20 protein-coding genes are annotated in these 21,762 nt (G+C 65.9%); 17 read left to right on the plus strand and 3 right to left on the minus strand.

What is annotated here, in order from left to right; translation table 11 throughout:
- Window positions 1–77: 77 nt before the first annotated feature.
- The gene (locus YQ44_RS19085; protein WP_071324726.1) at window positions 78–503 is read right to left on the minus strand and encodes a divergent PAP2 family protein; all 426 of its coding nucleotides are present in this window, start codon (window positions 501–503) and stop codon (window positions 78–80) included.
- 247 nt (window positions 504–750) lie between these two features.
- Between YQ44_RS19085 and YQ44_RS19090 the strand changes: the two genes are divergently transcribed.
- The 11 genes from YQ44_RS19090 (at window position 751) to YQ44_RS19140 (ending at window position 11,587) form a co-directional block, all read left to right on the plus strand.
- On the plus strand, window positions 751–1,836 hold the full coding sequence (locus YQ44_RS19090) for a DUF475 domain-containing protein (RefSeq protein ID WP_071324727.1): 1,086 nt from the start codon (window positions 751–753) through the stop codon (window positions 1,834–1,836).
- A gap of 228 nt (window positions 1,837–2,064) precedes the next feature.
- Window positions 2,065–2,640, plus strand: coding sequence for a TerD family protein (locus tag YQ44_RS19095; protein ID WP_070290657.1), 576 nt, complete (start codon window positions 2,065–2,067; stop codon window positions 2,638–2,640).
- Between the two features lie 134 nt (window positions 2,641–2,774).
- Complete coding sequence (locus YQ44_RS19100) at window positions 2,775–3,491, plus strand: TIGR00266 family protein (protein WP_071078756.1); 717 nt, start codon at window positions 2,775–2,777, stop codon at window positions 3,489–3,491.
- Between the two features lie 212 nt (window positions 3,492–3,703).
- Window positions 3,704–4,741 carry an ATP-grasp domain-containing protein gene (locus tag YQ44_RS19105; protein WP_071324728.1) on the plus strand — a complete coding sequence of 346 codons (1,038 nt, stop codon included), beginning with the start codon at window positions 3,704–3,706 and terminating at the stop codon, window positions 4,739–4,741.
- Complete coding sequence (locus tag YQ44_RS19110; RefSeq protein WP_071324729.1) at window positions 4,738–5,895, plus strand: phosphoribosyltransferase domain-containing protein; 1,158 nt, start codon at window positions 4,738–4,740, stop codon at window positions 5,893–5,895. Before YQ44_RS19105 ends, YQ44_RS19110 begins: the two co-directional genes overlap by 4 nt.
- On the plus strand, window positions 5,873–6,625 hold the full coding sequence (locus tag YQ44_RS19115; protein WP_071324730.1) for an HAD family hydrolase: 753 nt from the start codon (window positions 5,873–5,875) through the stop codon (window positions 6,623–6,625). Before YQ44_RS19110 ends, YQ44_RS19115 begins: the two co-directional genes overlap by 23 nt.
- A complete protein-coding gene (locus YQ44_RS19120) occupies window positions 6,622–7,728 on the plus strand; it encodes a cysteine protease StiP family protein (protein WP_071324731.1) in 1,107 nt (368 codons plus the stop codon). The genes YQ44_RS19115 and YQ44_RS19120 overlap by 4 nt, the downstream gene beginning before the upstream one ends.
- Window positions 7,721–8,725 carry an HpcH/HpaI aldolase/citrate lyase family protein gene (locus YQ44_RS19125; RefSeq protein ID WP_071324732.1) on the plus strand — a complete coding sequence of 335 codons (1,005 nt, stop codon included), beginning with the start codon at window positions 7,721–7,723 and terminating at the stop codon, window positions 8,723–8,725. The genes YQ44_RS19120 and YQ44_RS19125 overlap by 8 nt, the downstream gene beginning before the upstream one ends.
- Window positions 8,722–9,969 (plus strand): TerD family protein, encoded by a 1,248-nt coding sequence (locus YQ44_RS19130; protein ID WP_071324733.1) that lies wholly within the window; start codon window positions 8,722–8,724, stop codon window positions 9,967–9,969. The genes YQ44_RS19125 and YQ44_RS19130 overlap by 4 nt, the downstream gene beginning before the upstream one ends.
- Before the next feature lie 24 nt (window positions 9,970–9,993).
- Window positions 9,994–10,368 carry a hypothetical protein gene (locus YQ44_RS19135; RefSeq protein ID WP_071324734.1) on the plus strand — a complete coding sequence of 125 codons (375 nt, stop codon included), beginning with the start codon at window positions 9,994–9,996 and terminating at the stop codon, window positions 10,366–10,368.
- 265 nt (window positions 10,369–10,633) lie between these two features.
- Window positions 10,634–11,587 carry a hypothetical protein gene (locus YQ44_RS19140; RefSeq protein WP_083411953.1) on the plus strand — a complete coding sequence of 318 codons (954 nt, stop codon included), beginning with the start codon at window positions 10,634–10,636 and terminating at the stop codon, window positions 11,585–11,587.
- A gap of 40 nt (window positions 11,588–11,627) precedes the next feature.
- On the opposite strand, the gene YQ44_RS19145 is transcribed toward YQ44_RS19140, so the two are convergent.
- Both YQ44_RS19145 and YQ44_RS19150 read right to left on the minus strand, forming a co-directional pair.
- Window positions 11,628–14,051, minus strand: coding sequence for a hypothetical protein (locus YQ44_RS19145; protein ID WP_071324735.1), 2,424 nt, complete (start codon window positions 14,049–14,051; stop codon window positions 11,628–11,630).
- A gap of 231 nt (window positions 14,052–14,282) precedes the next feature.
- Window positions 14,283–15,296, minus strand: coding sequence for a serine/threonine protein kinase (locus YQ44_RS19150; RefSeq protein WP_071324736.1), 1,014 nt, complete (start codon window positions 15,294–15,296; stop codon window positions 14,283–14,285).
- Between the two features lie 103 nt (window positions 15,297–15,399).
- Here YQ44_RS19150 and YQ44_RS19155 point away from each other — a divergent pair, with 103 nt between their 5' ends.
- The 6 genes from YQ44_RS19155 (at window position 15,400) to YQ44_RS19180 (ending at window position 21,756) form a co-directional block, all read left to right on the plus strand.
- On the plus strand, window positions 15,400–16,098 hold the full coding sequence (locus YQ44_RS19155) for a UPF0149 family protein (protein ID WP_071326624.1): 699 nt from the start codon (window positions 15,400–15,402) through the stop codon (window positions 16,096–16,098).
- 95 nt (window positions 16,099–16,193) lie between these two features.
- On the plus strand, window positions 16,194–17,102 hold the full coding sequence (locus YQ44_RS19160) for a LysR family transcriptional regulator (RefSeq protein ID WP_071324737.1): 909 nt from the start codon (window positions 16,194–16,196) through the stop codon (window positions 17,100–17,102).
- A gap of 112 nt (window positions 17,103–17,214) precedes the next feature.
- Complete coding sequence (locus tag YQ44_RS19165; protein ID WP_071324738.1) at window positions 17,215–18,771, plus strand: MFS transporter; 1,557 nt, start codon at window positions 17,215–17,217, stop codon at window positions 18,769–18,771.
- Between the two features lie 38 nt (window positions 18,772–18,809).
- The gene (locus tag YQ44_RS19170; protein WP_071324739.1) at window positions 18,810–19,889 is read left to right on the plus strand and encodes an HlyD family secretion protein; all 1,080 of its coding nucleotides are present in this window, start codon (window positions 18,810–18,812) and stop codon (window positions 19,887–19,889) included.
- On the plus strand, window positions 19,886–21,328 hold the full coding sequence (locus tag YQ44_RS19175; protein WP_071324740.1) for an efflux transporter outer membrane subunit: 1,443 nt from the start codon (window positions 19,886–19,888) through the stop codon (window positions 21,326–21,328). The genes YQ44_RS19170 and YQ44_RS19175 overlap by 4 nt, the downstream gene beginning before the upstream one ends.
- Entirely contained in the window at window positions 21,325–21,756 is a 432-nt protein-coding gene (locus YQ44_RS19180; protein WP_071324741.1) for a hypothetical protein, read from the plus strand. Before YQ44_RS19175 ends, YQ44_RS19180 begins: the two co-directional genes overlap by 4 nt.
- Window positions 21,757–21,762: the final 6 nt, after the last annotated feature.

Genomic DNA, 21,762 nt, shown 5'->3' on the forward strand with positions numbered 1-21,762 from the left:
CCCTGAAACGCAAAACCCCGCCTTGAAGCGGGGTTTCATGTCGATAGGCGGCGATGCTGCGCCGCTCTAAAAAGATGTTATTTGGCAAATACGGCATTGATCAGGAAACCGATCGCCACGCCCGTGCACAGGCCGCCGGCAATTTCCACCAGCGTATGGCCCATGCGCTCGCGCAAGGTCTTGTGTGCGGCGCTGGCCGCTTCCCCGGCCAGGCGGTTGATGGCCGCCGCCTGCTTGCCCACGTGCTGGCGCAGGCTGTTGGCGTCGATGATGACGATGAAGGCCAGGGTGACGGCCACGCCGAAGGCCGGATGGCCTATGCCTTCGCGCAAGGCGATCAGGGTCGCCATGCTGGAAACGACGGCGCTATGGTTGCTGGGAAAGCCGCCATTGCCGACCAGGCCGAATGCCCACTGCCGGGTACGGGCGCTGTTGATCAGGAATTTGATCGGTCCCACCAGGATCCAGGTGATCAGGGGCGTGACGAGGTAAGCGATATCCACGGGGTATTCCTTCTTATATGTCTAAAAGTATGTCAGGGGCTGCGGTGGCCAAAAGGGGCGCGCCGCAATTATCGCAGATCAACCGCGCCAGCAGAACTGTCTGTCCACGGCCTATAAAAACGCCGCCAGCGGCGGTGATAATATAAAATCATGGCATATACAACAATTGACGTATATCAACACTGGCAGTGGCGCGCAGCGCGGCGCTGATAATCAAACGTCTTTCCACACTTGCAACGGGGTCTCCATGCGGCATTTCAGAATCTCTTTTTTAGTTACCTTCATCCTGATGGCGGTGGCCGGCTGGTGGGGCTACAGCCACGGCGGCGTGCCAGGCATGATCCAGGCCCTGTGGATCACGGGCGTGCTGGGCATCATGGAAGTGTCGCTGTCCTTCGACAATGCGGTGGTGAATGCCTCGGTCTTGCGCCACTGGAATGAGTTCTGGCAAAAACTGTTCTTGACCGTGGGTATCCTCGTCGCCGTCTTCGGCATGCGGTTGCTGTTCCCGCTGGTCATCGTTTCCGTCGCCACGGGCCTGGGCCTGGTCGACGTGTGGACCATGGCCACCACCACGCCGGAAGTGTATGCCAAGCACCTGACGGACAACCATGCCCAGGTGGCGGCCTTCGGCGGCGCCTTCCTGCTGCTGGTATTCCTGAATTTCATGTTCGACGATGAAAAGGAATTGCACTGGCTGGGCTGGGCCGAGGAAAAAGTCAACGCGCTGGGCACCGAAAGCCTGGCCGTGCTCATCACCATGGGTGCCGTGGCCGCCTGCGTGGCCATGGGCCCCGTCGATGAAAAATACAGCGTGCTCGCTTCGGGCATCGTCGGCATCGCCGTCTACATCGGCGTGAACTGGATCAGCGGCTTGCTGGAAGAAGGCGAGCCGGACCTGCAGGACGACGATGAAGAGGCAGGCGCAGCGCCCGCGAAAAACGGCAATGGCGAGCTGGTAAAAACAGTGGCGCGCGGCAGCATCGGCGGCTTCCTCTACCTGGAAGTGCTGGATGCCTCGTTCAGCTTTGACGGCGTGATCGGCGCCTTTGCCATCACCAACGACGTCGTCATCATCATGCTGGGCCTGGCCATCGGCGCCATGTTCGTGCGCTCGATGACGGTTTTCCTCGTGCACAAGGGCACCCTGGACGAATTCGTCTACCTCGAGCACGGCGCCCATTATGCGATCGGCATCCTGGCCTTGATCATGCTGGCATCCGTCAAGTACCATATTCCCGAGTGGTTCACGGGCCTGTCCGGCGTGGCCTTCATCCTGGTCTCGCTGTGGTCGTCGCTGCGCTATCGCAAGCGGCACGCGGCACAAGCTTGAAATCGGGGGTTTCGCCCCCAATTGAGAGAGTAATGGCACGAGCGCCCTGGCGCGCTCATGCCATGAAGGCTGGATTAACAACGCCTTGCAAGACCGTAGCGAGCGGAAGGAAGTTGTGGTCGGGAAGCGCAACTGTACGAAGGCACAGTGAGCATCGCCGGCCGCAAATTACGACGCGCAGCAGGTTTTGACAGGCGTTCTAAGTTTAATTACTAAAAGGAGCACCACATGGCAATCAGTTTGCAAAAAGGCGGCAACGTCAACCTGAGCAAGGAAGCACCGAACCTGAAGAAGATCATCGTCGGCCTCGGCTGGGATCCTCGTTCGACAGACGGCGCCACCTTCGACCTTGACGGCAGCGCTTTCCTTCTGAAAAACGACGGCAAAGTCCGTGGCGACTCTGACTTTATCTTCTACAACAACCTGAAGTCGACCGACGGTTCCGTCGTCCACACGGGCGACAACACGACCGGCGAAGGCGAAGGCGACGATGAGCGCATCGAAATCGACCTGACCCGCGTGCCGGCCGACATCGACCGCATCAGCATCACCGTGACGATTCACGACGCCGACGCGCGCCGCCAGAACTTCGGCATGGTATCGAAAGCCTTCATCCGCTGCCTGAACGCGGAAGGCGAGAAGGAAATCGCCCGCTACGACCTGTCCGAAGACAGCTCGACGGAAACGGCGATGATCTTTGGCGAAATCTACCGCTACAACGGCGAATGGAAGTTCAAGGCCATCGGCCAGGGCTTCAACGGCGGCCTCGGCCCCCTCGCCCGCTCGTTCGGCGTGAACGCCTAAGATTCACGCTCGTAAAACCGGCTGCGCCGCTCGCCTTCGGGCTCGCGCGCGACGGTTTTCCGCGGTGACTTGGGTTAATGTCATATCATTACTGCCGCCTGCACAGTTCAGGCGGCTTTTTTTTGGAGATTACCATGCCAGTATTTAGTGTCACCGGCGACGTCGATCCATTCCTCCACGTCAGCATGAAACAGGGCGAAACCATCTATTGCGAATCCGATGCGATGGTGATGATGGAAACGGCGCTGGACTTGAAGGGCAAGATGACGGGTGGCCTGGGCAGCGCCATCATGCGCCGCTTCGCGAATGGTGAATCGTTCTTCCAGCAGCATATCGAAGCGGTGCGCGGCAGCGGCGATTGCCTGCTGTCGCCCACCCTGCCCGGCGCCATCGAAGTGGTCGACGTCGGTGCGCGCCAGTACCTGCTCAATGACGGCGCCTTTGTCGCGGCCACTTCGGGCACGGAAATGAAGGTGCGCACTCAGAGTCTGGGCAACGCATTGTTCGCCCAGTCCGGCGGCTTCTTCGTCATGGAAACGGCCGGCACGGGCCAGGTGGTGGTGTCGGGCTTCGGCTCCATGTTCCAGCTCGACGTCGAGCCGGGCAAGGATGTCGTGATCGACAATTCCCACGTCGTGTGCTGGGACAATAGCCTGAAATACGAGATTTCCGTGACCACGGGCGGCGGTTCGGGCGGTGGCGGCATCGGCGGCTTCCTCGGCAATATCGTCAACAGCGTGACCAGCGGCGAAGGCATCGTGCTGCGCTTTTCCGGCTCCGGCAAGGTCTTCATCTGCTCGCGCAACCGCGACGCGTTCTTAAAATGGACAGCCTCCGGCAAGGCTGGCTGATCCTCAAACGCCCGCCAGAACCGTCGCCAGCGGAAGGGGACGTGGCCGAGAAGCGCAGCTGTGTGTATGCACAGTAAGCATCGCAGGCCGCGTCCACGACGCGCAGCAGGTTCGGGCTGGCGTTTTTCTAAGGCCAGGTTAAGTCTGGTCAATTAGAATCCCCGCGCGCGCACCTGCGCGCGGCTTTCCCTTTCTTTACCCGGTCCCCGTACATGCAAAGAGTCTGGTTCAACAAAACATTTTCCTCGGTCGGCACGGCCATGCGCCTGATCCGTGAGGCGGACAGCGCCGCCACCGGCGGCAAGCCCCGCTACCACATCGTGTGCAGCAATACGAACGCGCATGCGGCGGCCTTTTTGTCGGCCCACGAATACGCGGTCGAGCCATCGGGCCTGACAGGCCATAACTATGTGGAATGGTGCCTGGAATTCTGCCGCGAGCGGGGCATCACGATATTCTGGCCCGGCAAGGAAGCGGGCCTGATCGGCAGCGCCAGCGCGCGCTTTGCCGCCATCGGCACGCGCGTGCTCAGCGTGGCCAGCGAAGAGACGCTGACCCTGATGCATGACAAGGCGCGCTTCTGCGACGGCCTCGACCTGCCCATGGCGCGTCCGGCCGACTACCGCGCCGTGACCAGCATCGAGGAATACGACGCCGCCTACGCCGAACTGCGCCCGCTGCACCGCAAGCTGTGCATCAAGCCGTCCGAATCCGTGTATGCCCTGGGCTTTGCCATTCTCGATGAAGAGCGCACCAGCGCCCAGCTGCTGCTGGCCGGCGCCGCCTACCAGATCAATGCGCAGGAATTGCGCGACGGCCTGGCGCAGATGGGCACTTTCAAGACCCTGCTGCTGATGGAATACCTCGATGGCCACGAATACAGCGCCGACTGCGTCGCCGACCAGGGCGCCCTCGTGTGCGCCGTGCCGCGCAAGAAGCTGCAGGGCGGCGGCAGCGGCCAGCTGATCGAACTGCGCGCCGACCTGCTGGCGGCCTGCGAAAAACTGGCGCGCGACTACCGCCTGAACGGCGTGTTCAACATCCAGTTCCGCGAAGGCGCCAACGGCCTGGCGCTGCTGGAAATCAACCCGCGCATGTCGGGCGGCATCGGCATGGCGTGCGCGGCCGGTCCGAACCTGCCCTACCTGGCGCTGGCCGGTTTCGACCAGGGCTACGACAAGCTCGCCGTGCCGGCCATACGCGAAGGCATGCGCGTGGGCGAATCCGCCTACGCCGTGGAGCTGCCATGAACATCGTCAAGCAGCAGATGCCGACGGGCGAACTGACCCTCAAGGTGGACGAGGCGCGCTTTCCTCTGGACTGGCTGATCGGCTTTGCCGCGCGCGCCAACGCCAAGCGCGGTTTTTTGTTCCTCTCCAAGGTGCTGGGCAAGCACTGGCCCGTCACGCCGCGCGCCATGGAAGCCATCCACGACGACCTGGCCGCGCAGATTCCCCCCAGCCTGCCCGGCCCCGTGGTCTTCATCGCCATGGCGGAGACGGCCGTCGGCCTGGGCCAGGGCGTGTTCGAGGCGTGGCTGCGCGCCAACCCGGACGGCAAGGCCTTGTTCCTGCACAGTTCGCGCTACCGCGTCGGCAGCGTGCCCTTCTTCGAATTCGAGGAATCGCACAGCCACGCGCCGCGCCAGTTCCTGCACCTGTCGGATGCGGCCAGCGCGCTGTTTTCCACCGCGCGCAGCCTGGTGCTGATCGACGATGAAGCGTCGACCGGCAATACCTTCGCCAACCTGGTGCAAGTGTGCCGCGCGCGCTATCCGCAGCTGGAAAAGCTGCACCTGGGCGTGATCACCAATTTCATGGGCCAGGCCGCCAACGCGGGCCTGAGCCAGCGCTTCGGCCTGCCCACCAGCATCGGCGCGGCGCTCTCCGGCCAGTACGCCTTCCAGGCCGGCGCGGCACCGGCGCCCGTGGCGGGCAGCGCGCAACGCTTCGAGGCGAACGAGGAACGCGGCGCCAGCCCGGCGTTCGGCCGCATCGGCGTGGGCCGCGCCCTGACGCCGCCGCAAGGCCTGGCGGTGCAGCTGGCGCAGGAAATCGGCGCCGGCGATTCCGTGCTGGTGCTGGGCACGGGCGAATTCATGCACCCGTCCTTCCTGCTGGCGCGCGAACTGGAAACCCTGGGCAAGAGCGTGGTGGTGCAGTCGACCACGCGTTCGCCCATCCTGTCATGGGGTTCCGTCGGGCATATCGTCTGCTGCGACGACAATTACGGCGAAGGCATCGCCAACTACCTGTACAACGTGGCGCCTGGCCAGTACCAGCACGTCTTCATCTGCCATGAAACCCCGGCCAGTCCGGCCCTCATGCAACTCGCCGGCCAGTTGAACGGCCGCCTGTTCCACTTTCAGTCAGAGACCAAAATTGAAGAAATTCCTGTTTGTTGACCTGGACGACACACTGTTCCAGACCCCGAAAAAATGCGTCGGCGAGACCGACCTGCAGCCGGCCGCCTATTTGAAAAATGGCGAGGCCTGCTCGTTTACGACGGCGCGCCAGCGTGCCTTCTTCGAATTCGCGCAAAGCGGCATGACCCTGATCCCCGCCACGGCCAGGAATGGCGACGCATTCCGCCGCGTCGACCTGCCGTTCACCAGCTACAGCGTGCTCGATTACGGCGGCATCGTGCTGCAGCCGGGCGGCGCGCTCGACGCGGGCTGGCTGGCGCTGATGCAGAACGACATGCAGACGGCGCTGCCCGGCCTGCGGGACGCCATGCGCATCATCGACGACTTCCAGGTCAAGGCGGGCATGCCTTCGCGCGCGCGCCTGATCGAGGACTACGACACGCCGTTCTACGTCGTCGTCAAGGACCATGAGGCACGCGGCGAACGCCTGGCCGATATCGAGGAACAGGTGCTGCAGGACTGGATCGCGACGGAAGGCTCCGACTACTTCATCCACCGCAACGGCAACAACCTGGCCGTGCTGCCCAAGACCTTGAACAAGGCGCGCGCCGTGGCCTACCTGCGCGCGGAGCTGGAAGCCGAACATGGCCCCATCCTCAGCTTCGGCATGGGCGACAGCCGCTCGGACGCGCGCTTCATGGCGGCCTGCGACTATGCCATCGTCCCCAACGGCACGCAGCTGGCGGCGCTCACCGTGGCGGCCCTATGACGGCAGTCGAACAGCATTTCAGCGGCAGCTACCGCCAGGACGACGTGGAGTTTCTGCTCACGCCGATGGCGCTCGAGCCGATCCTGGACCTGGCCGAGAAAGAGCGTCTGATCCAGTCCGGCCAGCGCCACTACAGCGAAATGCTGTCGCCCGAATCCCTGCCCTCGCCCGCCTACCTGGCGCTGTTCCAGAGCGCGTTTGCCGCCAACCGCCTGCAGATGGCGCGCGACTGCCTGCGCCTGGCAGCCCTGATCGCGGCCCGCCGTGCGGGTCCGATCGCCCTGGTCTCGCTGGCGCGCGCCGGCACGCCCGTGGGCGTCATCCTGGGCCACGTGCTGCGCCAGGTCTTCCAGCGCGAGTGCAGCCATTATTCCGTCTCCATCATCCGCGACCGCGGCATCGATGCGAACGCCCTGAAACACATCCTGGCGCAAGGCATTGCTGCCGAATCCATCGTCTTCGTCGACGGCTGGACCGGCAAGGGCGTGATCTCGCGCGAGCTGCGCCAGACGGTCAACGACTTCAATGCCGCGCATGGCACGGCCATCGACGGCGGCCTGTTCGTGCTGTCCGATCTGGCCGGCACGGCCGCCTGCGCCGCCTCGGCCAGCGACTACCTGATCCCGTCGAGCATCCTCAACGCCACCGTCTCGGGCCTGGTCAGCCGCTCCGTGCTCAATGAAGCCATCGGCCCGGACGACTTCCACGGCTGCGTGTACTACGCGCAGTTCGCGGCGCACGACCAGTCGCGCGATTTCGCCGACGGCCTGGTGGCCGATGCCGTGGCGCTGGCCGCCAGCAGCGGCGTGCCGCTGGCCGAAGCGACGGATGCGCCAGCCATGGCGGCCCGCTCGCAGGCTTACATGGCCAGGGCGCAGCAGGAGTACGGCATCAGCGACATCAACCTGATCAAGCCGGGCATCGGCGAAGCGACGCGCGTACTGCTGCGCCGCGTGCCCGAGCGCCTGATCGTGCGCGACACGAATGCACCGGACGTGGCACATTTGCTGCTCCTGGCGCAGGAAAAATCCATACCCGTCACAGTAGAACCGGCGCTGCCTTACCAGGCGGTCGCCCTCATCAGGAGCGCAGTCGATGGATAACTCCATACACCCACAAAGCGAACACAAGGCGGCGCTAGGCGCCTCCATGTATGTGCCCACCACGCACAAGGATTTGCTGGCCATCGCCAACGGCGACAAATTCAGCCACCTGCGTTCGGTGATCTTTTGCACCGAAGACGCCATCGCCGAACGCGATCTCAGCTACGCGCTGTTCAACCTGTCGCTGGCGCTGCAAAACATGCGCGACGAATCGGACACCTTGCGCTTCGTGCGCGTGCGCAATGTCGACGTGCTGGCGCGCGTGCTGGCCATGCCAGGCTCCGACAAATTGAGCGGCTTCGTGCTGCCCAAGTCCACGCGCCACAATTTTTCCGCGTATTTCGACCTCGTGCGCCACACGCATCACCTGCTGATGCCGACGTTGGAGACGGCGGACGTCTTCGACGACGAGGAAATGAAGCAGTTCCGCATCGCCCTGTCGGCGCCGGAAGTGCGGCGCCGCATCCTGGCCCTGCGCATCGGCGGCAACGACTTGCTGGCGCTGCTGGGCTTGCGCCGCCCCACCAGCGGCACCATTTACCAGACGCCGCTGGGCCAGGTCATCGGCCGCCTGGTGACGATCTTCAAGCCGCACGGCTTCCAGCTGACGGCGCCCGTCTTCGAGCACCTGTCGCAGGGCAGCTGGCTCGATGCGGAAGTGGCGCAGGACATGGCGCACGGCATGATCGCCAAGACCGCCATCCACCCTGACCAGGTGCCGCAGATCGAGCGCCACTACCAGGTGGCGCAGTCGGACATCGAACTGGCGCTGCGCATCATCGACCCGGACAGCCCGGCCGTGTTCCGCATGCAGGAATCGATGTGCGAAGTGGCGACCCACTCGAGCTGGGCGCAGCGCATCATCGAGCAGGCGCGCCTGTTCGGCATCCGCCATGCGGACGGCGCCGCCCTGCCGGCCACGCCTGCTATTTCGCATCACGCACCGAATCACTCATTGACTCAACTCTCCAGCGACGAAGGGACTGCACGACCATGACCAATTTCACACGCGGACAAAAAGGCAAACTGGCGGACCTGGGCTTGAATGGCCCGTTTGCCGTCACGCTCGATATCGTTTCGGGCTCGATGGAAGTGGACGTCAGCTGCTTCGGCGTCGATGCGGCCGGCAAGCTGTCGGACGACCGCTACATGGTGTTCTTCAACCAGAAAAGCGCGCCGGACAACGCCATCACGGTGGACTTGAACGGCCCCCGTTCCGTCTTCCAGGTGGACCTTTCCCGCCTGCCCGCCTCGATCGACAAGCTGGTGTTTACGGCGGCGACGGAACAGGGCAGCATGCGCGCACTGGGCGCTTCGAGCATGACGCTGGGCCAGGCCGCCACGTTTGCCTTCACGGGCAATGACTTCCAGGACGAGAAAGCCGTCATCATCGGCGAGCTGTATCGCCGCGACGGCAGCTGGCGCTTCGGCGCCGTGGGCCAGGGTTTCGCCGGCGGCCTGGCCGCATTGCTGAAACACTTCGGCGGCAGCGAGGCGGGGGCATCGTCTCCCGCGCCATCGCCGGCACCGGTTCCCGCGCCCACGCCGGCGGCGCCGCCAGCAAACAAAATCTCGCTGTCGAAGATCCGCCTGGAAAAGCGCGGCGACAAGATTTCGCTCGACAAGCGCGACAGCGGCGGCTATGGCCGCATCCGCGTCAACCTGAACTGGAACCAGAATGCGTCGCAGGGCCAGGCGCCCGCCTCGAAGCTGGACACGGGCTTCCTGGGCAAGCTGTTCAACAAGCCGGCCGGCCGCGCGGGCGGCATCGACCTCGATATCGGCTGCCTGTTCGAAATGAGCAATGGCGCCAAGAGCGCCGTGCAGGCGCTGGGCAACAGCTGGGGCGCATATGACCGCCCGCCCTACATCCACCTGGAAGGCGACGACCGCACGGGCAGCATCAGCAGCGGCGAAAACATCTTCATCAACGGCACCCATTTCGACCAGATCAAGCGCGTGCTCGTGTATGCCTTCATCTACGAAGGCGTGCCGAACTGGGCCGCCACGGATGGCGTGGTGACGATCGAGATACCGGGCCAGCCGACGGTGGAAGTGCGCCTCGACAGCGACAGCCAGCACGCCATGTGCGCCATCGCCATGCTGGAAAACCACGGCGGCAACCTGCAGGTGACGAAATTGGTGGAATACTTCGGCGGCCAAGGTAAAATCACGGCGCACCAGGCCATGGACGAACGCTACAATTTCGGCCTCAATTGGAAAGCTGGCCGCAAGGATTAATCCTTTCACCTTTAAAACCCTACCATGACCCCTACGACCAAAAAAGTCACCTTCGCCTTCGTCATCTTCCTCGTGGCCGGCTTCCTGCTGCTGGCAGCCTACACGTGGATGGCCCTCAGTTTCTCGTACTCGGAAGGCGAACGGGCGGGCTACCTGCAAAAGTTCTCCAAGCGGGGCTGGATTTGCAAGACATGGGAGGGCGAACTGCTGCTGACGGCGCTGCCGGGCACCATCCCGGAAAAATTCCAGTTCAGCGTGCGCGATGAGGAAGTGGCCAAACAGCTGTCGGCCGCGGCCGGCAAGCGCATCCTCGTCACCTACAGCCAGCACAAGGGCGTGCCGACGCAGTGCTTCGGCGAGACCGAATACTATGCCGACAAGGTCGTCCTGAGCCAGTAACAACAGCGTTTCCGCAACAAGCGCCGGCCGGCCATGCACGCGCCGGCGCCATTCCGCCGCCCCCTTCCCGTCCCGTCTTTCCCCTCATTGAATTCCTGACAAGAATTCTTGCGCGCCTCACACATTCTCACTTTCTTATACACTATTACAATTAGTTCTGACTGGAACTGTTCATTGGTGTAATAAAAACACAAGATGCTTGCGTCAGCGCAGCACGCCCAGCCAGCCCACCGTTAGCGTGTCTATCTCTCTCCTCGGAAACCTCATGCGCAGCCGATTCCGCATCCTGGCCCTGCTGGCCGCCTCGCTCCCCCTGTGCGCCCAGGCACAGGACATTTCCGGCATGGCCGGCTCGCTGAAAGTCAACAGCACCAGCGAGCGCACCTTTGTCGCCGCCGTCAGCTACACGCAGCCGGTCGGCGATTACAATGCCGTCAGCCTGTCGTACATCAATGAGGGCCATCCAGAAGACCACCACCGCGACGGCATGGCGGGCCAGGCCTGGCTGCGCACGAAAAAGGTGGACCGGGGCCTGACCCTGGGCGCCGGCGTGGGCCGCTACTTCTTCTTCGACACGGCCAAGACGGACGACGCACCGCATAATTTCGACAATGACCACGGCTGGGGCACCATCTTCAGCCTGCAGGCGCGCTGGCAATTCGACAACCGCTGGTATGCGCAAGCCCAGGTGAACCGCATCCTGCCCAGCGGCAAGGACGCCACCACGCACCTGCTGATCGGCGCCGGCTACCGCTATGACGGCGTGCCTGGCGCCAAGCTGCATCTGCAGAACTGGGCGCACGACGACACCCTGACCGTGTCGACGGGCCATACCATCGTCAACAGCTTCCGCTCCGAAACTGCGCGCCCGTTCACGCTGGAATACCGGCGCGCGGCGGGAAAATACGTGGACTGGACGGTCACCGCCCTCGATGAAGGCAGCACCGACCTGGCACACCGGCGCGGCGTGGCCGCCCAGCTGTGGCTGATCCGCTCGCTCAATGAAAAGGTGGAATTCGGCATGGGCGGCGGCCCCTACCTGGCCTGGGATGGCCGCGACACGCAGGGTCACGGCACGCGCCTGACGGGATTGCTGTCAGCCGCAGCGCGCTACCACTTCGATCGCCGCTGGGTGGCGCAAGTGGCGTGGAACCGCGTCGTCACGGACTACCACCGCGACGCGGACGTGATACTGGTGGGGGTGGGCCGGAAGTTCTGATGCCTGGGGCCAGTCCCGGCGGGACGGCCCCCACAGCCAGTTAGCGCGAACGCCAGACGGCGCCAGCCTCGTTCGGCTGCGTCAGGCGCTCGATCACTTCGCGCGCCAGGCTGGCCGAGCTCACCTGTTCAGCCTTGGCGCGGGCCGCGGCCAGGGAGCTGGAAAAGGCGCACTGCTGCTGTTCCAGGCTGGCGCGCAGGGCGGCCAGTTCGCGTTCCTGCTGCTGCGCATTGGCCGTTTCCAGCTCCAGCAGTTGCTGCCTGGCGGCAGCCATGGCGCGCGTCGTGTCGGCCGCCTTGCGCTGCAATGCGGCGTGGGCTTGCGCGCTGGCCAGCAAGGCTTGCTGCGCGTCGAGTTTCTCATCGGCGGCCTGCTGCGCGGCCAGTTCCAGCCGTTCGCGCTGGCGCATGGCGTCCAGCGCTTCCTGTTCCAGCGCGGCGCGCGCCTCGGCCGCCTGCGTCGCCTGCTTTTCCGCTTCCAGGCGGCCGGCGATGGCTTGCGACGCCCGCTCCTCGGCTGCCGTCGTCTGGCGCTGCTGCACCAGTTTTTGCGCGATCAGCGCCAGCGATTCGCGTTCGGCGGCGACGAAATCGCGCTCGGACGCCAGCAGCGCCTCGGCTGTCCGGGCTTTTTCTTCTTCCACGCGGGCGCGCTCGCTATGCACCTGGCCCAGTTCCACGGCCAGGCGCGCCTGCGCCTGCACGGCTTGCGCGGCGGCCGCCTTCTGTTCGCCTTCGACCAGCGCCTGGTCCATCAGGATGCGGATGGCGTTCGCTTCCTTTTCCGACGCCTGCTGCAGGGCCTGTTCGGCGGCCTGCTGGCCGCGCAGCAGCTCTGCCTGCGCCTGTTCGGCGGCGCTGCGTTCCTGCGCCGCGGCGAACGCCTGCGCTTCCGCTTCCAGCTTGTCTTTCAGGGCGGCGATGGCCGCTTGTTCCGCGGCCAGGCGCTCCTGCTCTGCCTGCAGCAGGCTGGCCGCCTGTTCTGCCTTCTGCTGCGCCAGCTGCAGCGTTTCCGCCTGCATGGCCAGTTGCGCCGCGCCGGCCGCCACTTCCGCCTGTTCCGCGTCATTCCGGCTGGCGGCCAGCTGCGCCGCCTGGCGCGCCAGTTCGGCGCGTTCGTGCGCGAGGCCGGCGGCGCGCTGCTGTTCTTCCAGTTCACGGGCCGCCGCCACGGCCGCGGCCTGCTCGGCCGCTTCGCGGGCCTTGGTTTCTTCGAGGGCCGCCGTTTCCGCTTCCAGCTTGGCGTGGCCGGCGATTTCCGCATCCTGTTCGGCGGCGACGCGGGCCAGCGCCACGGCGCGCAACTGGCGATCCACTTCGATGCGCGCTTCGGTGGCGGCCAGGATGCGCACGTCCGCATCGCGGCGCGCCTGCGCGCTGGCCACTGCCACCATTTCCAGGCGTTCGCGGTGGATGGCCGCGTCGCGCAATTCTTTTTCCGTTTGCAGGCGCAAGCGCAGGGACTGCGCCGCATGGCGCTCCGATTCCGCCTGCGCCAGGGCGATGGCTTCGCGTTCCTGCTCCAGGTGCGCCAGCGCGCGCGCCTCTTCCAGCGCGCGCACTTCGGCGGCGGCGCGGTTGAAGGCCGATTCCAGCGCGATCTGGTCGGCGCGCTCGCGCTGCACCGTCAATTCCAGCGCCTCGCTTTCCGCTTCGGCCAGCATCTGCGCCGTCTGGCGCGCACCGTGGGCATGGCGCTCGCGCTCGCGGGCCAGCACGGCCACGCGCGCATCGGCCGAGGCGATGCCCACCATTTCCTCCTTGGCCGCCTGCACGGCGGCGACGCGCTCGACGGCCTGCAGGCGCGCCTGCTCCGTCTGCACCTGCAATTCCTCGGCGGCGCGGGCGGCCTGCTCGGCCAGCTCCGACTGCACGGCCACCTGTTCGCTGGCGCGCAAGCGGCTTTCCTGCTCGGCGCGGGCGCGCTGTTCCGCGGCCAGGCGGATTTCATTGTCCGATTCCACGCGGGCGCGCAGTTCGGCCGTTTCCTGCTTGACCGCTTCCAGGCGCGCCACGCTTGCTTGCGCGGCGGCGCGCATGGTGTCGAGGCGCTCGCGGTTGGCGGCGATCGCCTCTTCGGCCGCTTGCGCGTTCTGCTGCGCGGCGGCGGCGGCGGCGGCGTCGATGGCGGCGCGGTCCTCGGCCAGCGAGCGCACGCGCGCCTCGGCCAGGGCACGGCTTTCGGCGGCGCAGGTGGCTTTCGCTTCCGCTTCCACGCGGGCGATCGCTTCGTGGATGGCCTTCAATTCCATTTGCTGGCGGCCGGCGGCCGGCGCCTTGACCTCGCCATCCGGCTCTTGCTCGGCCGGCGGCGCGGACATGGCGGCGGGGGCAGGCGCCTCGGCCTTGCTCTCCAGGTCCTTGAAATCATGCAGCGAGACGATGCTGTCCTGGTCGAACTCGTCATCGGCCGAGTAGGCGACGGTGAGGGAGGCGGCCTGGCGCTGATTTTGCTGTGCTTGCATGATTTCTCGCTTATTCGGGTGAATTCCGTTGCTTATGGGAATTTATTAGCACCATTATCGAGCAGGCATGCACAAATCAGCGCGGCAAGAAGAGGCGGTTTTACCGCTCTTTTCAGGATTTGATGCGGACGTAGGCGTCCGAGAACATGCTCAGGGCAAGGCGCATTGCCGAAGGCAGCACGAAGGGTACGCCCAGGCAATGCAACGCCGCCATGGGCGTGTAGCGCGCGCTTAAATTGGCCAGAGCGGCGCTTCATCCATCAACGCCACCTGTTCACGCAATTCCAGGATGCGGTCCTGCCAGTAGCGCTGCGTGTTAAACCACGGGAAGGCGACGGGGAAGGCCGGATCGTCCCAGCGGCGCGCCAGCCAGGCCGAATAGTGGATCAGGCGCAGCGTGCGCAGCGCTTCGACCAGGTACAGCTGGCGCGGATCGAAATCGCAGAAGTCCTCATAGCCGGCCAGGATGTCGCTCATCTGGCGCACCATGTCGCCCCGCTCGCCCGACAGCATCATCCACAGGTCCTGGATGGCCGGTCCCATGCGGCTGTCGTCGAAGTCGACGAAATGCGGGCCGGCGTCCGTCCACAGCACGTTGCCGCCATGGCAATCGCCATGCAGGCGCAGCACGGCGACGTCGCCGGCGCGGTCGTAGCAGCGCCTGACGCCGTCGAGCGCCTGCTGCGCCACGCTGGCATACGCGGCCAGCAGCTCGGGCGGAATAAAGTCGTTCGCCAGCAGGAAGTCGCGCGGCTCGACGCCGAAGGTGGCCGGATCGAGCGCCGGACGCTCCTTGTACGCGGACAGGCCGCCGACGGCGTGGATGCGGCCGATGAAACGCCCTATCCATTCCAGCGTGAGCGGGTCGTCGAGTTCGGGCGCCCGTCCGCCATGGCGGGGGAAGACGGCAAAGCGGAAGCCCTGGAACTGGTGCAGGGTGCGGCCGTCGATGGCCAGCGCGGGCACGACGGGAATTTCGCGCTCGACCAGTTCGGACACGAACGCGTGTTCTTCCAGGATGGCGGCGTCGCTCCAGCGCTCGGGGCGGTAAAACTTCGCCACCAGCGGCGCGCTGTCCTCGATGCCCACCTGGTAGACGCGGTTTTCATAGCTATTGAGCGCCAGCAGGCGGCCATCGCCGCGCAGGCCCACGCTATCGAGGGCATCGAGCACGCAGTCGGGGCTCAGTGCGGAGAAAGGATGGACGGGCCGGGCGTCCTCGTGCGGCTGGTTTTCATTGTGCATAAGCGACATTGTAAGGCGCGCGCGGGCCGCGGGTGCAAACACTTCGGTGATGAAGCGCCGCAAGGCGTATACTGGCAGCTTACATTCAATCAAAGAGCAAGCCATGCAACTCGAACAGCCATTATCAGAAAAAGAATTTGACGAATTAGACCAATTCCTGTTGTCGGACCGGTGCTCCGAAGACGCCATGACCATGGATATGCTGCACGGCTATCTGACGGCCGTGGCCATCGGCCCGGAACCGATCATGCCGGCCGAGTGGTTGCCGCGCGTGTGGGGCGAAGATGCCGAAGATGCACCGAAATTCAAGAACAGCAAGGAAGAAGAGCGCATCGTCAACCTGATCATGCGCTTCATGAACGAAGTGCTGGTGACGTTTGAAGTGGCACCGAAGGAATTCGAGGCCCTGTTCGTCGAGCACGACTACGAAGGCCAGACCCTGATCGATGCCGAAGCCTGGTGCTGGGGCTTCTGGGACGGCATGGAACTGCGTCCTGGCTCGTGGAACGAGATCTGGGATTCCGAAGTGGCCGAGCTGATGCAGCCGATCTACCTGCTGGGCGCCGACGAAATCAAGGAAGAAGAACTGAAACTGGTGGAAGACCCGGTCAAGGCGCACAAGCTGGCGCAGGAACTGGAAGCGAACCTGCCAGCCATCCACCGTTTCTGGGTGCCGCGCCGCAAGGCTCCCGTGCAAACCCTGAAACGTGACGAGCCGAAAGTGGGCCGCAACGACGAATGCCCTTGCGGCAGCGGCAAGAAGTTCAAGAAATGCTGCGGCGCCGACGGCGCTGCGGAATAATCGCGCCCTGATGCAATCGTGATGCGCCGGCGCCCTGCCGGCGCATGCCTGCCGTGCCGGCCCGCCGTCACCGATGCTGGCGCTATAATCGCCGCATGAAACTCCCTGACCTGAATCTGCTCGTCGCCCTCGACATCCTGCTCGAGGAAGGCAGCGCCGTGGCCGCCGCGCGGCGCATGAACTTGAGCGCGCCGGCCATGAGCCGCACCCTGGCGCGCATCCGCGACGCCATCGGCGACCCCGTCCTCGTGCGCTCCGGCCGCGGCCTGACGCCCACCCCGCGCGCGCTGGAGTTGCGCGAACAGGTGCGCGGCGTGGTGGAACAGGCGCACGCCGTCTTCACCTCGGGCCGCGAAATCGACCTGCGCACGCTGGAGCGCACCTTCAGCCTGCGCGCCAACGACGTGTTTGTCGGCGCCTATGGCGGCAAGCTGCGCGACCTGCTAGCCCGCCATGCGCCCAACACGGTGCTGCGCTTCGTGCCCGAAGGCGATGGCGAGACGGATGGCGACGCCCTGCAGGCGGGCCGCATCGACCTGTACATCAGCTCCATGCGCAATTTCGCGCCCGACATCAAGCTGCAGCACCTGTTTACCACCTCGTTCGTCGGCATCGCGCGCGCCGGCCATCCCGTGTTTGACGGCCCCGTCGACCTGGCCCGCTTCACGGCCTACGACCATATCAGCGTCTCGCGCCGGGGCCTGGCGCGCGGCCCCTTCGACACGACGCTGGCCGAGCGGGGGCACGCGCGCCGCGTCTCGCTGATCACCGCCAATTTTCACTCGGCCATCTTCGCCGTCGCAGATTCCGACCTGATCCTGCCGCTGATGCCGCGCCACATGCTGCCCATCGTCGAACGCCTGGGCCTGAAACTGCGCCCGTTCGAACTGCCGCTGCCCGTCGACAGCGTGGAAATCGTGCAAGCCTGGCACCCGCGCCTGGACAACGACCACGCGCACAAATGGCTGCGGCGCATGCTGAAGGACGTCTGCGGCGAGGAATGAGGCTGGCCGAATAGTTGCGTCAGACGCAATCGAGCATTCCTCAATGATCAATTTTCACAACATTAAGCGCTGCCTATACTGCGTGGACTGATTCTCGTCCACGGAGTTCCCTGTGTCTGCTGTACCGCTATCCGGCGCCGTCCCTGCGGCCGCGCCGCCCCCTCCCTCCCCTGCCGCGCCAGCGGCGCCGCCCGCACCGGCCGTCTTTGGCCTGCGCCTGGCGACCGGCCTGGCCGGCGTGCTGCTGGCCGTGCTGGTCTCCGGCCTGAATGAAAACATCACCAAGATCGCGCTGGCCGACATCCGCGGCGCGATGGGCATTGCGCGCGACGATGCCAGCTGGCTCGTCGCCCTGTATGCGGCCGCCTCGGTCTCCGCCATGGCCTTCGCGCCATGGTGCTCCGTCACCTTCTCGCTGCGGCGCATCACCCTGGCCGCCATCGTCACCTGCATGGCCGCCGGCGTGCTATGCCCGTTCGCACCCAACCTGTCCGTGCTGATCGTGCTGCGCGTGGTGCAGGGCGCGGCCGGCGGCGCGCTGCCGCCCATGCTGATGACGGTGGCGCTGCGCTTCCTGCCGCCCAACATCAAGCTGTATGGCCTGGGCGGCTACGCCCTGAGCGCCACCTTCGGCCCCAGCCTGGGCACGCCGCTGGCCGCCTTCTGGACCGAATACCTGGGCTGGCAATGGGCGTTCTGGCAAATCGTCCCGGGCAGCATCGCCGCCCTGCTGATGGTGTCCTGGGGCTTGCCGCAAGACCCGCTGCGCCTGGAGCGCCTGCGCCAGTTCGACTGGCGCGGCCTGCTGCTTGGCCTGCCCGCCATCAGCATGCTGGTGGTCGGCCTGCTGCAGGGCGAACGCCTGGACTGGTTCCATTCGCCGCTGATCTGCGTGCTGCTGGGCGGCGGCGTCGCCCTGCTGGTCCTGTTCTTCATCAACGAATGGTCGCATCCGCTGCCCTTCTTCAAGCTGCAACTGCTGTCGCGGCGCAACCTCAGCCACGCCCTGCTGACCCTGGGCGGCGTGCTGTTCGTGCTGCTGGCCGTGATCCTGATTCCCTCGTCCTACCTGGCGCAGGTCCATGGCTACCGCCCCTTGCAGACGGCGCCCGTGATGCTGATGGTGGCGCTGCCGCAACTGATCGCCCTGCCGCTGGTGGCCGCCCTGTGCAATATCCGCGCCGTCGACTGCCGCTGGGTGCTGGCCATCGGCCTGGGCCTGCTGGCGCTGGCGTGCGTGCTCGGCGCGCGCATGTCGCCGGACTGGATACGCACGCACTTTTACCTGCTGCAGGCGATGCAGATCTTCGCCCAGCCCATGGCCGTGATTCCCTTGCTGCTGCTGGCCACCACGGGCCTGGCGCCGCAGGACGGGCCGTTCGCCTCGGCCTGGTTCAACACCATCAAGGGCATGTCGGCCGTCGTCGCCGGCGCCGTGCTCGACGCGCTGATCACGCGCCGCAACCACTTTCACTCGACGGTGCTGAGCGAACGCCTGGGCAACCTGCCCGAGGGCGTCGACATGGCCGGCCTGGGTGCGCGCATGCATGCGCAGGTGGTCACCCTGACCTCGTCCGACCTGTACCTCACGGTGGCCGCCATCGCGCTGGCCATGATCGTGATCATTCCCATCATGCCGACGCGCGTCCATCCGCCGCGCGCCGCCTGAATCTTCACCCCCGCTTTACTCCACGAAAGAGCATCACCATGAATATCCCCATCCTGCGCTCGCGCGCATTCCTCCTCGGCCTGGCCTTGCTGGCCTGCGCCCTTGCCTATGGCGCCTGGCAGCTGCTGTTTGTCCGCAGCGAAGAACAGATGACCGACGACGCCTTTGTCAGCGCCGACTACACCGTCCTCTCCCCCAAGGTGGGCGGCATCGTGCAACAGGTGCTGGTGGAAGACAACCAGGCTGTCAAGGCGGGCCAGCTGCTGGTGCGCATCGACGACCGCGACTACCAGGCGGCCGTCGCCTCGGCCCGCGCCGACGTGGCCGGCGCCGAAGCGCAGCTGGGCAATGCCCGCGGCACCCTGCAGCGCCAGCAATCGGTGATCGAACAGGCCACCACCCTCGTCGAGGCCAACCTGGCCGAGCAAAAGCTGGCGAAACAGGAACTGGAACGCTCGCAGCACCTGGCAGGCCAGGGCGCGGGCAGCGTGCAGAACGCGCAGCAGGCGCAATCGCGCTTCGACGTGAGCCAGGCCCGCGTGGCGCAAAACCGCGCCGCCCTCGTCTCCGCGCGCAAGCAGACGGAGATTCTGCAGGCGCAGCAAGGCGCCGCCGAAGCGGCCCTGCTGCGCGCCCGCGCCGGCCTGCAGCGGGCCGGGCTCGACCTGTCGCACACGCAGCTGCTGGCCCCCATCGACGGTGTCATCGGACGCCGCGCCGTGCGCGTGGGCGCCCTCGTCAACCCGGGCGCCAGCCTGATGGCCGTGGTGCCGTTGAACCGCACCTTCGTCGTCGCCAATCTGCAGGAAACCCAGCTGACCCACGTGCGCCGCGGCCAGAGCGCCAGCATCACGGTCGACGCCTATCCGGGCGCCCCCCTGCGCGGCACCGTGCACAGCATCGCACCGGCCACCGGCGTCACGTTTGCCGCCATCGCGCCGGAAAACGCCACCGGCAATTTCACCAAGGTGGTGCAGCGCATCCCCGTCAGGATCGCGCTCGATCCCGGCCAGGACGGCGACAGCCGCCTGCGCGTGGGCATGTCGGCCGAAGTGCGCATCGATACGGCCATCCGCTATCAAAATCCGCAACAGGTCAGCCAGGTGAGCGCGCGATGAAGACACTGGTATTCATGGCAGCCCTCGGCCTGGCCGGCTGCGGCACGGTGGGCAGCGACTTCCAGCGCCCGCAAGCGCCGCTGGGCCAGCAATGGCGCCAGGCGGACGATGCCCGCTTCGCCGCGCAGCAGGACGCCGACGTCGAACGGCGCTGGTGGGATGCGTTCGGCGACGCGACCCTGTCGTCGCTGGTGCAGCGCGCCGCCAGCAGCAACCTCGACGTGCTGGCGGCAGCCAGCCGGCTGGAGCAAAGCCGCGCCGCGCGCGGCGTGGCCGGCGCCGCGCAAGGCCCGGCGCTGGGCGCGAATGGCAGCTACGGCCGCGCGCGCAACAGCGCGCAAGGCTTGAGCGACCCGTCGCGCCACAATGGGCAGTCCGCCTACAACCTATGGCAAAGCAACCTCGACGCGGCCTGGGAACTGGACCTGTGGGGCCGCGTGCGGCGCGAAGTGGAAGCGGCCGACGCCCGCGTCGACGTGGCCGTGGAGGCCGGGCGCGGCGTGCTGCTGGCCGTGCTGGCCGAAACGGCGCGCGACTACATCGAACTGCGCGGCGCGCAGCAAACGCTGGCCATCACGGAAAAACTGCTGGCCATCGCGCGCCACACGCTGGAATTGACGCGCATCCGCCTGCGCGAAGGCGTGACGACGGAACTCGACGTGGCCGAAGCGGCCGCCCATGTGGCCACCATCGAGGCGCGCCTGCCGCCGCTGCAGCAGCGCGAAGCGCGCCTGGCCAATGCCCTCAGCCTGCTGCTGGCGCTGCCGCCGCAAGCCTTGCAGGCCGAACTGGCCGCCAGCGGTGACATTCCCGCCATGGCAGCGCAGGTACAGCTGGGCGTGCCGAGCGGCCTGGCCGAGCGCCGCCCCGACATCCGTCGCGCCGAAGCGCAGCTGCATGCGGCCACCGCCACCACCGGCGTGGCGCACGGCGACTTTTATCCGCGCATCACGCTGTCGGGCAGCGTCGGCCTGCAAGCCATGCAGCTGGGCGACATCGGCTGGGACGCCAAACGCTTTGCCATCGGCCCCGGCTTCAGCGTGCCCCTGTTCGATGGCGGCCGCCTGCGCGGCAACCTGCAATTGCGCGAGGCGCAGCAGCAGGAAGCGGCCATCGCCTACCGCCAGACGGTGCTGGCCGCCTGGCACGAGGTGGAAGACGCGCTGTCCGGCTACCAGGCCAATGCTCGCCGCCAGGCCAGTCTCGACGAGGCGGTGCGCCAGGGCCGGCGCGCCTTGTCCAGCGCGGAACTGCAATACCGCCAGGGCGGCACGGACCTGATCAACGTGCTGCACGTGCAAAACACCCTGATCAACAACGAGGCGGCGCTGGTCGACAGCCGCGCCACCGCATCGCTGTCGCTGGTCCAGGTCTACAAGGCGCTGGGCGGCGGCTGGCAGGCATTCCCACTCACTAGCGCACAAGGAAACACACCATGAAACCCGACACCGCCCTCTTTGCCATCCACGACGTCAGCGATTTTCCCATCGTGCGCTTTCGTCCCGAAACGGCCGTCACCGGCTATGCGCCGCTGTGGGAAAACGACATGGACGCCCTGCTGCGCCATGGCGTGCCGTTCGTCATGCTGTTCGAAGCCGAGCGCAGCGACGAAGCGCACGTCGACCGCAAGCGGCGCGGCCTGTGGCTCAAGCATAACAAGATGGCGCTGGCCGCCATTTGCCGGGGCCTGGTCTCGGTCGAAGCCGATGCGCAGGAGCGCGCGCGCCTGCAGGCGATGGCGGCCGGCGCCATGAAAGCCTTCGGCATCGTGCAGGAAGTGGCGGCCACGCGCGAAGAAGCGGACGCGCTGATGGTCTGGCTGCTGGGCAGCGGCAGGATGGCGCGGCCGCGCGCGGCGGCCGAATAGACACGC

It is taken from the genome of Janthinobacterium sp. 1_2014MBL_MicDiv, assembly GCF_001865675.1.
Taxonomy (GTDB): Bacteria; Pseudomonadota; Gammaproteobacteria; order Burkholderiales; family Burkholderiaceae_D; genus Janthinobacterium.

What these genes read in the sequence shown, in the direction of transcription:
- YQ44_RS19095 (WP_070290657.1), top strand. Translation starts at nt 2,065, where the DNA reads ATGGCAATCAGTTTGCAAAAAGGCGGCAACGTCAACCTGAGCAAGGAA.
- YQ44_RS19135 (WP_071324734.1), top strand. Translation starts at nt 9,994, where the DNA reads ATGACCCCTACGACCAAAAAAGTCACCTTCGCCTTCGTCATCTTCCTC.
- YQ44_RS19105 (WP_071324728.1), top strand. Translation starts at nt 3,704, where the DNA reads ATGCAAAGAGTCTGGTTCAACAAAACATTTTCCTCGGTCGGCACGGCC.
- YQ44_RS19170 (WP_071324739.1), top strand. Translation starts at nt 18,810, where the DNA reads ATGAATATCCCCATCCTGCGCTCGCGCGCATTCCTCCTCGGCCTGGCC.
- YQ44_RS19180 (WP_071324741.1), top strand. Translation starts at nt 21,325, where the DNA reads ATGAAACCCGACACCGCCCTCTTTGCCATCCACGACGTCAGCGATTTT.
- YQ44_RS19150 (WP_071324736.1), bottom strand. Translation starts at nt 15,296, where the DNA reads ATGCACAATGAAAACCAGCCGCACGAGGACGCCCGGCCCGTCCATCCT.
- YQ44_RS19120 (WP_071324731.1), top strand. Translation starts at nt 6,622, where the DNA reads ATGACGGCAGTCGAACAGCATTTCAGCGGCAGCTACCGCCAGGACGAC.
- YQ44_RS19110 (WP_071324729.1), top strand. Translation starts at nt 4,738, where the DNA reads ATGAACATCGTCAAGCAGCAGATGCCGACGGGCGAACTGACCCTCAAG.
- YQ44_RS19155 (WP_071326624.1), top strand. Translation starts at nt 15,400, where the DNA reads ATGCAACTCGAACAGCCATTATCAGAAAAAGAATTTGACGAATTAGAC.
- YQ44_RS19125 (WP_071324732.1), top strand. Translation starts at nt 7,721, where the DNA reads ATGGATAACTCCATACACCCACAAAGCGAACACAAGGCGGCGCTAGGC.
- YQ44_RS19140 (WP_083411953.1), top strand. Translation starts at nt 10,634, where the DNA reads ATGCGCAGCCGATTCCGCATCCTGGCCCTGCTGGCCGCCTCGCTCCCC.
- YQ44_RS19145 (WP_071324735.1), bottom strand. Translation starts at nt 14,051, where the DNA reads ATGCAAGCACAGCAAAATCAGCGCCAGGCCGCCTCCCTCACCGTCGCC.
- YQ44_RS19160 (WP_071324737.1), top strand. Translation starts at nt 16,194, where the DNA reads ATGAAACTCCCTGACCTGAATCTGCTCGTCGCCCTCGACATCCTGCTC.
- YQ44_RS19100 (WP_071078756.1), top strand. Translation starts at nt 2,775, where the DNA reads ATGCCAGTATTTAGTGTCACCGGCGACGTCGATCCATTCCTCCACGTC.
- YQ44_RS19175 (WP_071324740.1), top strand. Translation starts at nt 19,886, where the DNA reads ATGAAGACACTGGTATTCATGGCAGCCCTCGGCCTGGCCGGCTGCGGC.
- YQ44_RS19090 (WP_071324727.1), top strand. Translation starts at nt 751, where the DNA reads ATGCGGCATTTCAGAATCTCTTTTTTAGTTACCTTCATCCTGATGGCG.
- YQ44_RS19130 (WP_071324733.1), top strand. Translation starts at nt 8,722, where the DNA reads ATGACCAATTTCACACGCGGACAAAAAGGCAAACTGGCGGACCTGGGC.